Genomic DNA, 12,221 nt, shown 5'->3' with positions numbered 1-12,221 from the left:
TTATATTCGCAATTCATACAAGCTATTTTAGTACATTTATAGCCTTAACCGAATTTTGTGAACGAAGAAAAAGTACTAATAGAACAACTGAAAAACGCTAAAACCTCTGAAAAGGCTTATCGTGAATTGGTATCTTTGTACAAAGAACGCTTGTATTGGCATATTCGTAAAATTCTTATTTCACACGAAGATAGCAATGATGTTTTGCAAAACACCTTTATAAAAGTTTACAAAAGCATTCATAATTTTAAAGAAGACAGTAAATTATTTACTTGGATGTATAGAATTGCAACCAATGAATCGATTACTTTTTTAAACAAGCGGGCTAAAAACTCAAATGTTTCTATTGAAGATTATCAAGCCAAGCAAGTAACTTCTTTGCAAAGAGATGTATTGTTTGATGGAGATGAAATTCAAATCATACTTCAAAAAGCCATTCAGACTCTACCACAAAAACAACAGTTGGTTTTTAACATGAAGTATTTTGACAATTTAAAATACGATGAAATTTCAGAAATTTTGGGTACCTCAGTGGGTGCCTTAAAAGCTTCTTATTTCCATGCCGTTAAAAAAATTGAACATTATATAAAAAAATATTAAACCTTTGGCAGTAGCACGGGTCTTAAGAATATGGACAAGAATGAAAATAAATATTTAGAAAACTTAAAAAATAGAGGTTTAGAGAACCCCGGTTTTTCTGTTCCTGAAAATTATTTTGAAGATGCAGATGACGCGTTGATGTTGCCACTTTTTGAGCAAAAAATCCCAAAGAAATTGGCTTATCAGGTACCTGAAAATTATTTCGAAAATTTTGAGCAAGAATTGTTTAAAAAACAAGGACTTCAGAAAAAAGGAAAACTTAGAAAACTATATATTGCAAGTAGTATTGCCGCTTCCTTATTGCTATTTTTTACTTGGAATTATGTAAGCAACACAAAGCCTGAAGTTACTTTTGAATCGTTGACAATTGCCGAAATTGATGCGTATATTGAAAACGGTAATTTTTATGTAGATAGTTATGATATCGCTAAAAATTTACCTGAAGATGCGACCCTTTCTTTAGTCAATAAAACTAAATTTAGTGAATCTGAGATCTTAAATTATTTAGAAGAAGTAGATCCAGAATTATTGTATTTAGATAATTTATAAAATATGAAACACACCATAAAATTATTTATAGCAAGTCTACTTTTTTGTAGTACGTTCCTTTCGGCACAAAAAAATGGCCATCTATCTTTTTCCAAAGTACGTGCTTTAAAAGTGAATTTTATTTCAACAGAATTGGATTTAACTCCGGAGGAAGCTGAAAAATTTTGGGTACTGTACAACGAGTACGAAAAACAAAACAAGCTGCTAAAATCGGTTGAATTGACCTCAATCAAACAAGAAGTAGATTCCGCTGGAGATGTAGCCAATTTATCGGATGAAAAAGCAAAGCAATTAGCAAACAAATTTATTGGAATCGATTCAAAAAGAGTTCGCAATAAAAAGGCTTTCTTTAAAAAATTAGAATCTTTTTTACCGCCAAAGAAAATACTAAAATTACATTTGGCAGAAATAAATTTCAATCAATCGTTATTAAAAAGATTGCGAAAAAAGAAATCTTAACAAGGCAACAAAAATGCCGTTACAAATTAGTTGTAACGGCATTTTTGTTTTCTTAAACTAGCTTTTCTATTTACTCCCCTCTTATTCTTTTTCCTTCATTTTGTAGTGAAACTCGAGCTTGTGTTTCTTCATTGGTCAAACTGCGTAACAAAATATTTGTTTCTTCGTAGGCATCTAATTTCAAATTGTACATTTCTTCGTCTTCAGAACTCCCCCCTACTACACTGATTAATTTGTAGCTGTCATTTCTAACAGCATATTTATCTTGTCCGTTGTTTGGAGTTACTGATGCATATACAAATTCTTTTGTGGCAGCATTATCGTTGTATAATAAATCTTTAAAACTAAAACTTTCATGAATGTTAGTCGTTGTAGAACCTGCTAGTTCTCCAATAGTAGCAAATAAATCGGTGGTGTTAACCAAAGCATCAGTTTCTCTTCCTACTCTTACCCCATTTCCTGAAACAACTAAAGGAACATTGATACCTCCTTGGTAAATTGATTCTTTTCGATGTTTGTTTGTGTCACCATATTGCGATACTTTTTTAGGAGTCCCATTGTCGCCAATATAAATGACAATCGTATTTGCTTTTTCTTCTGCTGTCATACTATCTATCAAACGTCCCATTTCGTGATCCATAGCTTCTAACATAGCCAAGTAATACGGTAAATCATCAGATCGACCTTCTTGGTAAGGAGCCAAACTTGTATTGCTAATCAAGCCATCGTCGGGTCTATGAAAAGGGGTATGTGCTGCATTGTAGGCCACCCATAAAAACCAAGGTTTGCTTTGCTTGTTTTTCCATTCAATGGCCAAATCTGTATATTTTGTAGTAGAATACGAATCTGTAACATCTGTAATTTCTGAATTTACGACTAAGGAATAATTCCAATAATCACCCAAACCACCTCCTAAGGTTCCTGAAAAGGTTCCGATGCCCATATCGGTAGGTTGCGCATAATCTCTGTTCCCTGACAAATGCCATTTTCCAAATACAGCATGCGCATATGCATTGTTCGTTTGTTCATCAATATATTTCTGTAAAGATTTTTCTGAAGCGCTGATATGATTTCCAGGAGCATAAACACCTGTAGAGATACTGTGTTTTCCTGTAAGAATTGAAGCTCTTGTGGGAGAACACACTGAATAAGACCATAAATTGTCAAAGACCAATCCCTCTTGCATCAATTTTTCTAAAGTCGGCATATTGGCTTTTGTGGCATTTAATTCAGGTGCATAATTCGGTGTGGCATCTAAACTAACATCATCTGCAATAAGTAACAGAATATTGGGTTGGGTGTGTATTGTTGGCGTTTCTTCCTCTACTTCTTCTTCAGGATCTTCAATGACTTCTTGTGCATCCATGGTTTCGGAACTACAATAACTAAAAAGTAGTGCTAAAAATAATAGAAAAAAAAATCTTGGTGTTTGGGAGTTTCGTTTCATAATAATAAGACCTTATTGGCTTGAATTAGTTTAAATCGTATATAAATTAAACAGTTTCGCTTCAAATTACCCTACCTTAATTTAGTATCATTTACTTACTGTTTCCTTCGAATATTATTTGAGTTGGCAAACAATTAAAAAATAATGTAACTTGTTAGGGTTCTTTAAGATTTAAATTATGAAATCACCACAACAATGGTTTGACGCCTATGCTGAAAGTCACCAAAATGCAACAAATTTAAAAATTCATATGGTATGTGTGCCTGTAATTTATTACAGTATTTTGGGTTTATTACTCTGTATTCCTAGAGGTATATTACGTGATCATTTAAATTTGGGACTTCCAATTTTAGAAAATTGGGCCACAGTTGTTAGTCTATTTGTTTTGCTATTTTACCTACGTTTGAATCTTGTTATTTTTTTACGAATGTTTTTATTTACGCTTATTTGTATTGTCTTAAACAGTTTGGTGAATGATTTTACAAATAATTTTTATGTGTCACTAACATTGTTTGTTATTGCATGGATTGGACAGTTTTACGGTCATAAAATTGAAGGAAAGAAACCTTCCTTTTTTCAAGATTTACAATTTTTATTAATCGGACCTCCTTGGGTGTTTGAAAAATTATTTAAACCATCTAAATAAAGAACAGTCTTAGAATAAAATTTTATAGAATGTTCCAAAAAAAACCGTTCAATGCAATAAGTACTATGTCGTTTAGTAGTAGTCTTATTTAATTATGGTTCGGTTTCCTAAAATTTTTTCCGAATTTAAGTCCTGCAGAAAATTTGGTATTTATATGGCTTTACTGCATTCAAGGTTGTAACGCAACAAACGTTGCTTTTTATTTAGAGAATCTAAGCTACAACCTGTCGTTTTATTCTTTAACATTGGTCGGTCAATATATTATAAAAAACATCGTAATTATCTATGCACTGATTGTGATTCTTTCCAAAGACAATTCAACAATTATCCGTCAATTCGCCAAATAAATCCTTTAAATTTATCTTACTTTTACATTTCTTAGAAATTGAGATTTGTAAAAAATTATGGATATAAAAAAGGCCTTATTTGACCTAGGAACTGTTTTAGAAGGAGAGCTGCATCAAGATGATTTGCACAAAAACTTGTATGCCACAGATGCTTCTGTTTATCGAAAAATTCCGAAGGCAGTTTGTTATCCAAAAAACGAAAGTGATCTAAAAAAATTAGTTGCTTTTGCTAGCAAACATAAAACCTCCTTAATTCCTAGAACTGCTGGAACTTCTTTGGCGGGTCAATGTGTTGGAGAAGGTATTGTAGTGGATGTATCTAAATATTTTACGAAAATAATTTCTTTCGACGAAAAGGCGAAAACAATTAAATTACAACCGGGGATTATCCGTGACGATTTAAACAGATACTTAAAACCTTATGGTTTATTTTTTGGACCCAATACTTCTACTTCCAACAGATGCATGATTGGTGGAATGGTTGGAAATAATTCTTCAGGTACCACGTCCATTCGGTATGGGGTGACAAGAGATAAAGTTCTTTCTTTAAAAACTATTTTAAGTAATGGTGAAGAGGCTACTTTTGAAACAATTAGTTCTGATACGTTTCTTGAAAAAACAAAAATGAATTCTTTGGAAGGTTCTATTTACAAAGAAATTTATAGGCAGTTAAAAGTTAAAGAAAATCAAGAGGAAATTCACCGAGAATTCCCCCGAAAAACAATTCACAGAAGAAATACTGGGTATGCGGTTGATAGTTTGTTAAAATCAGATTTATTTGGTGGCGATACTGCACATATTAATTTGTGCGAACTTCTTTGTGGTAGTGAAGGGACTTTAGCCTTTACAACGGAAATAACCATTAAATTAGATGACATTGCTCCTACACATTCCGTAATGCTCGGTGTTCATTTTCATAGCATACAAGAAAGTTTGGAAGCGGTTGTTGTCGCCATGAAACATCAATTGTACAATTGCGAATTGATGGACAAAATTATTTTAGATTGTACCAAGAATAATAGAGAACAGCAAAAAAATCGTTTTTTCTTACAAGGAGATCCAAAAGCTATTTTAATGTTAGAGGTAGCAGATAGTACAGAAGAAGGTGCAGAACGACAGGCAGATAAATTGATCAAGGATTTAATTTCGAATAATTTCGGTTACCATCATCCTAAAATATTTGGAAAAGATATTCCTAAAATTCATGAACTAAGAAAAGCAGGCCTGGGCTTGTTAGGAAATATTATTGGCGATGACAAAGCGGTAGCTTGTATAGAGGATACGGCGGTTGAATTGAAAGATTTACCAGCTTATATTTCAGAGTTTACCCAATTAATGGATCGCTATCAGCAAGAAGCCGTGTATTATGCACATGCAGGTGCTGGAGAATTGCATTTGCGACCTATTTTAAATTTGAAGAAAAAGGCTGATGTTGTTTTGTTTCGTGAAATTACAACCGCCACAGCTAAATTGGTCAAAAAATACCAAGGTTCGTTTAGTGGTGAACATGGAGATGGCATTGTACGTTCCGAATTTATTCCACTAATGATTGGTGAAAGGAATTACCAACTCTTAGGAAAAATAAAACACGCCTTTGACCCATTAGCAATTTTTAATCCTGGAAAAATAGTCAATGCTTATGGCATGGATCAAGATTTGCGTTTTAAAGCTGATAGAACAGAACCTGAAATTACCACCTTATTTGATTTTAGTGACAGTCAAGGAATTGTTAGAGTTACTGAAAAATGTAATGGTTCTGGAGATTGTAGAAAATCGGTAGAGGCTGGCGGAACCATGTGTCCGAGTTATAGAGCTACAAAAAACGAAAAAGACACCACCAGAGCCAGGGCCAATGCTTTGCGTGAATATTTAACCAATAGTCCCAAATTAAATAAATTTGATCATAAGGAATTAAAAGAGGTGTTTGACTTGTGTTTGAGTTGCAAAGCTTGTGCTAGTGAATGTCCTAGTAATGTGGATGTAGCTAGTTTAAAAGCAGAGTTTTTATACCAATATTACAAAGAACATAAAATCCCTTTACGATCTAAGTTATTTGCGAATAATTATTCACTAAATAAAATTGGAAGTCTGTTACCTGCAGTTACCAATTCCGTTTTAAATACCAAATGGGTAAAAAAGAGTATCGGTATTGCCGAAAAACGTAGCATTCCCAAATTGGAAAAAATCACCCTACGTAAATGGTATAAAAAAAATAAATCAACCTTAGAAAAAGACCAAAATAATTTAGGAATTGTCTATGTGTTTTGTGACGAATTCACCAATTATTACGATGTACAAGTAGGAATTGATACCCTTATCGTTTTGTCAAAATTAGGCTATACACCTACAGTAGTTCAACATGATGAAAGTGGAAGAAGTGCCATTTCAAAAGGAATGTTAGTCCAAGCAAAAAAATGCATTGATGCAAATTTGGAGGTTTTTAAAAATCTTGTCAGTGAAGAAACACCACTTGTTGGAATGGAACCTTCAGCTATTTTAGGTTTTAGAGATGAGTATCCTCGTTTGGCTAGTGATAAAAAGGTAGCAGTTAAAATTTCGGAACACACGTACACCATAGAAGAGTTTTTGCATACCGCCTATAAAAATGGGAAAATCAATAAATCCCTGTTTCATTCAGAAAAGAAGACCTTAAAAATTCATGGTCATTGTCATCAAAAATCATTGAGTAGCATTGCTCCTACTTTCGAAATTCTAAATATTCCAACAAATTATACCGTGAGTATTTTAGCTACAGGTTGCTGTGGAATGGCAGGTTCTTTCGGATATGAAAAAGAGCATTATGATTTGAGTATGCAAGTAGGTGAAGACAGTTTGTTTCCTAAGCTAAGAAACTTAGAAGATGATGTGAGAATTGCGGCTTCAGGGACCAGTTGTCGTCATCAAATTTTTGATGGAGTTTCAAAAACAGCACTTCATCCGATAAGTATTTTACGCGCAGCATTGATTTAACATAAATTTACACCTCCTAAAATTTCTTATTAACATTCTTACAAAGCCTAAAAACACCACAGTTCTTGTTTAAAATTATGGTAATTCTGGGCTAATTCCGTGAGTTTCAAAAAGCAAAATAGGGCATTTTTTCTATTTCTAGCATCCCCTTAAATTTGGGGATTCTTTTTTTGTTGAAAACTGTAGCTCCAATTTTTTAATGGACCAAAATAGGCATTCAATAAAAAGGTATCTTCGTTCCTGTTTTTAAATAACCACACACTTTAGCGAATCCTTTTACTTTATGAACAACCTTAAAAACTGGTTACATTACTATAGAAACAGCTTGTTTGATAGCGAAAATTTAGCGGTAGATACTTCAAGAATCAAAAACTTATTTCACCAAAATTATTGTGATTTAAGTACTGGAATGTTGGAAGAAAAAAATGCTAAAAGCATCTTAGAAGCTGAAGAAAGAAGAATCAATCGATTACGAGGTATTACCAAAAAAGACAATGCCAATTGGCGTGAAATTACGGAAACGGAGATTTTAATTGCTCCTTTCCAATTAGAACCCTTAAACCAAAATCCATCCTTTAAACAAAAAAATATTTTTCCATTTTGGATTGGTGCCAAGCTAAATCGTTCTGGTCAATTAACGCCTTCCAAAGAAATATTTCCACTTATAGTAAGAAATTACGTTGATCCTATTGCCGATTCTGTCAATGAATTTATATTCTCTACCATGGATTTGATGGAGCAAGCCAGAGAATTAGAACAACCTTACCCAGATAATGAAGATGGAACTTTAGATTGGCAAGTCTATTGGGATTATTTAAATGCAGTGTTTTCTGAAATTGCTGTCGGAAATATTGGTAGCTATCGCACAGAAAATTACCGAACCAATTTTAATGTGACTTATTTTGCCACCAGTTCAAAAATTGCCACGGCAAAAAGTATTTTATTTCTGTATGAAAATTTATTGAATGAAGCCGAAGAATTACCTCTGGTTGATAAATTAGTCACGCCTGTAAATCGTGACCGAAAAGAACCAATTACAGATTATGGCTACTTAAAATACAACCATTTGCATTTAGGCCAAATGTCTAATGAATTTCCTTTGTCAATTAGTCAACGAAAAACCTTGCTGTCCTATTTAACGTCGGAACCTAATTCCATTACCGCGGTAAACGGACCTCCAGGAACAGGTAAAACAACCTTGTTGCAAAGTTTGGTGGCCACAGAAGTGGTTAGAGCTGCTATTAAAGGAGAAGACGCTCCTGTTATTTTGGCTTGTTCTACCAACAACCAAGCGGTGACAAATATTATTGATAGTTTTATCAATTCTGTTAGTGATAAAGGTTTATTGGCTGAGCGTTGGATACCTGGTTTTACAGGATATGCGACCTATTTACCCTCAAGTTCTAAAAGTCCGAAATCTTTAAAAAACATCAATTTTTTAAAAGGAAATTTATTTGGTCATGAAGGGACTTTATGCGATTTAGAAAACGAACGCTATGTGGCAGATGCCGAAGCTTTTTTCTTTAACAAATACTATGAATATTTTGGCTTCGATGCACATTCACTAGATGACATTTGTTCGCATTTACAAGAAGAAATTTCGGTAGTAGAAGACAAATTGATCAACGGAGTCAATATTTCAAAAGATTATATTGATTCCATTACCAAGGTAAATGGCCTGTTATTAAATAAGGACCATTATATAAAAAAGCACGCCATCAATGTTTTAAATCTTCAAAAATGGCGCAAACTTTTAACCAAAATAAAAAGTAGTTCTAAAGAAGCTTCTTTTATAGAAGAAATGAAAGTTGTTTTTACTACGAACAGTATTCCTGAAACCGAAAATCAGCTATTTAAAATAACGGATTCAGAAATTGAAACCACGGAAACAGCCTTGCAATTTTTAAAAGAATGTATCGGTGATATAAATATGGTTTTAAATTCTTTTGCCCGTTTAAAAGAATGGAAAATTCAAAATAACATCAAGGGAAATCCTTTTGTTTCTGAAGAAGAAATGTGGGAGTTTGAATATCAAAAAATGAAGGAGGAAGATAAATCTCATCGTTTTTTTTATGATGAGATGGACATTTCCTTACGTCATGAAGCCTTTTTATTGGCTACCCATTATTGGGAAGCAAGATGGTTGATGGCTACTCAAGATGTATTTGAAAACGATACAGAAAAAGGAACCGGAGAAAAAGTGATTACGGCCAAATGGAAACGTAGAGCCATGCTGACACCTTGTTTTGTAGCCACTTTTTATATGGCTCCTACCCATTTTTTATACAGTCAGTTTCAAGGAGAAAACGAAGAAGGAAATCCGATTTTTGAATATTTACCACTTTATAACTTTTTAGATTTATTAATTATTGATGAGGCTGGTCAGGTTACGCCAGAAGTAAGTATTCCTATTTTCGCCTTGGCAAAAAAAGCCATTGTTGTGGGTGATTTGAAACAAATTGAACCTATTTGGTCTATTCCTCCACAAATAGATAAAGGAAATTTGATCAACCAAAATATTATTGAAACAACTGCTCAAAATGATTATTTGGAAAATTTGGGCTTTTTAGCATCGAGCGGTAGTATTATGAAAATGGCACAAAATGCCTGTGAATATGAAACTTCAGTAATTAAAGGAAAAGAAAACGGTTTGTTATTGTTAGAGCACAGACGTTGCAATGATGAAATTATTGGTTTTTGCAATGAATTGGCTTACGGAGGTATTTTAAAACCTATGAAAGGTGTGGCTAAAGAAGGCCAGATATTTCCTTCTATGATGGCTTACCATATTGAAGGTTTAAGTGAACGAAAATTTAACAGCCGTTGCAATTTAAACGAAGTGAAATCTATTATTTCTTGGTTGAATAGAAACAAAGAAGGAATTCAAGAAGCCTATAATGTTGAATCTGTGGAAAGTGTTTTAGGAATTATCACTCCTTTTACCAGTCAAAAATCAGAATTATCAAAAGCGCTGACCGATGCCGGATTTAAAGTAAATGATATCAAACTAGGAACAGTACATGCCCTACAAGGTGCTGAAAGAAATATTGTTTTGTTTAGTTCTGTTTACAGCCATGAAGATGAAGGCGTTTTGTTTTTTGATAGAGACAACAAACCGAATATGCTTAACGTTGCTGTTTCTAGAGCCAGAGATAGTTTTATTTTGTTTGGTGATACCAGAGTGTTTGATGAAACAAAAGACACCCCTTCTGGAGTTTTAAAGAAACATTTAAATATGTACGACTTGGTTTAATCTTTCATTAGTATATATTCGTTGTTTTAGCGTTTTATTCATTTTAGAAATTAGAGTCATGCTTGCAATTTTAGTCTTTTTGGTTATTCTTATTTGTGTTGTTGTTTTTAATAGAAGCAAGAACAAGGGTACCCTAAATGGAAGTACAAAAAAAGTACCCAAGAAAGATTTTCCTGTAACATGGCGATTGGTGTTAGAACAAAATGTCATTTTTTACACAGCCTTAATTTCTTCTGAAAAAAAAGAATTTGAATACAAGGTTCAAGAATTTTTGCTGTATTGCAGAATTACAGGAATTAGAACTTCTATAGATGATGCTGATAAAGTATTGGTAGCAGCAAGTGCCGTAATTCCCATATTTGGTTTTAAAAATTGGCGCTATACAAACATCAATGAAGTCTTAATTTATCCCAATAGTTTTAATAGAGATTTTGAAACTGAGGGAGAAGATCGACGGATATTAGGCATGGTTGGCAATGGTTATTTGGAAGGAAAAATGATTCTTTCTAAAGAAGCTTTGTGGCATGGATTTAAAAATGAATCTGATAAAAAAAACACAGCAATTCATGAATTTGTTCATTTATTGGATAAGCTAGATGGTGCCATTGATGGAATTCCGTCCGTGTTATTAGAAAAGCAATATGCAATTCCTTGGCTCGATTTGATCAATAAAAAAATTGATGAAATTTACGAAGGCGCTTCCGATATAAATCCTTACGGAGGTACCAACAAAGCCGAGTTTTTTTCAGTAACTAGTGAATATTTTTTTGAGCGTCCAAAATTATTAGCCAAAAAACATCCTGAATTGTATGCCTTATTAGAAAAAATTTTCAACCAAGAAATGGATGAAAAGGCTTTAGAGAAAAACACAGTTTCTATCGGACGAAATTCTAAATGTCCTTGCAATAGTGGTGAAAAATTTAAAAAATGTTGTGGTTTTGTACATTACAATCTGAAATCTTAGACCTTTTTTTTCTTAAATTCAATTAGAACTTCCTTTTCTAAAGAAATAGCTATTTGTCTGATTTGGTTTCTTGCGGTGCAAATTAACTGTATTTAGGACTCTTCTAAAAAAGTCTAAAAAAAATGGTATGTTTAGACTTTCAATAGCATTAGCTTCTTGAAAGATAAGAAATTAACGAATCACTAAAAATTACGCATGAATTCTAAATTTAAATGGCCCCTTTTACTGGCCTCAGCATTTATTGTAAACAGCAACGCACAAAATAAACATTCTAGCACTCCTCCAGAGGTTTCGCCCATGCCCATGAAACCTCAAATGACAGAAATTTGGAATCCTGAGGTTCCTGTAATTACTCCAGCCAAAAAACTTGGTGATGCTCCTTCTGATGCTATTATTTTGTTTGATGGTTCTAATTTAGACCAATGGGTAGGTAAAAATAACAGTCCAGCCGCTTGGAAAATTGTGGATGGCGATCATATGGAAGTCCTGCCTGGTTCTGGAGCTATCAAAACAAAACTAAAATTTGGCGACTGTCAATTACATATAGAATTTAGTGCTCCAGATGTCGTTTTTGGTGAAAGTCAAGGTAGAGGAAATAGTGGTGTTTTTTTACAAGGAAGGTATGAATTACAGGTTTTAGACTCGTACAATAACCGTACCTATAGAAACGGTCAAGCAGGTGCAATTTATAAAGATCATGCTCCTTTGGTCAATGCTATGAGAAGTCCGTCGGAATGGAATAGCTATGATATAATTTATACAGCTCCACGTTTTAAAGCAAATGGCAACTTAGATTATCCGGCAAGAATTACGGTTTTACACAATGGTGTTTTAATTCAAAACAATGTGACCATAAATGGTTTGACAAAATACATTGGTTTGCATCATTATCCAAAAGGTCATGGTGAGGATTCTATTTCTTTGCAAGATCATGGAAATAAAACACAATTTAGAAATATTTGGATTAGAAGACTGTAAATAGAGCT

General features: G+C 33.3%; 9 protein-coding genes. 8 read left to right on the top strand and 1 reads right to left on the bottom strand.

Annotation, left to right across the window (positions count from 1 at the left end):
• Positions 1-57: 57 nt before the first annotated feature.
• Genes FGM02_RS08275 through FGM02_RS08265 form a run of 3 tightly spaced genes read left to right on the top strand, consistent with a single transcriptional unit; the run spans position 58 to position 1,608 of the window.
• Entirely contained in the window at positions 58-600 is a 543-nt protein-coding gene (locus FGM02_RS08275) for an RNA polymerase sigma factor (RefSeq protein WP_139957901.1), read from the top strand.
• Positions 601-630: 30 nt separating this feature from the next.
• Positions 631-1,149: a hypothetical protein gene (locus tag FGM02_RS08270; protein ID WP_139957900.1), complete on the top strand. Its 519-nt coding sequence runs from the start codon at positions 631-633 to the stop codon at positions 1,147-1,149.
• Between the two features lie 3 nt (positions 1,150-1,152).
• Positions 1,153-1,608 (top strand): hypothetical protein, encoded by a 456-nt coding sequence (locus FGM02_RS08265; protein WP_139957899.1) that lies wholly within the window; start codon positions 1,153-1,155, stop codon positions 1,606-1,608.
• A gap of 70 nt (positions 1,609-1,678) precedes the next feature.
• On the opposite strand, the gene FGM02_RS08260 is transcribed toward FGM02_RS08265, so the two are convergent.
• On the bottom strand, positions 1,679-3,055 hold the full coding sequence (locus FGM02_RS08260) for a sulfatase-like hydrolase/transferase (protein ID WP_139957898.1): 1,377 nt from the start codon (positions 3,053-3,055) through the stop codon (positions 1,679-1,681).
• Between the two features lie 178 nt (positions 3,056-3,233).
• Between FGM02_RS08260 and FGM02_RS08255 the strand changes: the two genes are divergently transcribed.
• The 5 genes from FGM02_RS08255 (at position 3,234) to FGM02_RS08230 (ending at position 12,213) form a co-directional block, all read left to right on the top strand.
• Positions 3,234-3,701 carry an Mpo1 family 2-hydroxy fatty acid dioxygenase gene (locus FGM02_RS08255; RefSeq protein ID WP_139957897.1) on the top strand — a complete coding sequence of 156 codons (468 nt, stop codon included), beginning with the start codon at positions 3,234-3,236 and terminating at the stop codon, positions 3,699-3,701.
• A gap of 404 nt (positions 3,702-4,105) precedes the next feature.
• Positions 4,106-7,018, top strand: coding sequence for an FAD-binding and (Fe-S)-binding domain-containing protein (locus FGM02_RS08245; protein WP_139957896.1), 2,913 nt, complete (start codon positions 4,106-4,108; stop codon positions 7,016-7,018).
• Between the two features lie 283 nt (positions 7,019-7,301).
• The gene (locus FGM02_RS08240) at positions 7,302-10,271 is read left to right on the top strand and encodes a DEAD/DEAH box helicase (RefSeq protein WP_139957895.1); all 2,970 of its coding nucleotides are present in this window, start codon (positions 7,302-7,304) and stop codon (positions 10,269-10,271) included.
• Positions 10,272-10,329: 58 nt separating this feature from the next.
• A complete protein-coding gene (locus FGM02_RS08235; protein WP_139957894.1) occupies positions 10,330-11,235 on the top strand; it encodes a M90 family metallopeptidase in 906 nt (301 codons plus the stop codon).
• A gap of 195 nt (positions 11,236-11,430) precedes the next feature.
• Positions 11,431-12,213, top strand: coding sequence for a 3-keto-disaccharide hydrolase (locus tag FGM02_RS08230; protein ID WP_139957893.1), 783 nt, complete (start codon positions 11,431-11,433; stop codon positions 12,211-12,213).
• Positions 12,214-12,221: the final 8 nt, after the last annotated feature.

The sequence above is a fragment of the Flavicella sediminum genome, assembly GCF_006381105.1.
GTDB classification, from domain to species: domain Bacteria; phylum Bacteroidota; class Bacteroidia; order Flavobacteriales; family Flavobacteriaceae; genus Flavicella; species Flavicella sediminum.
The sequence above is the reverse complement of the archived record's forward strand: the minus strand, read 5'-3'. Positions and strand labels throughout refer to the sequence as shown.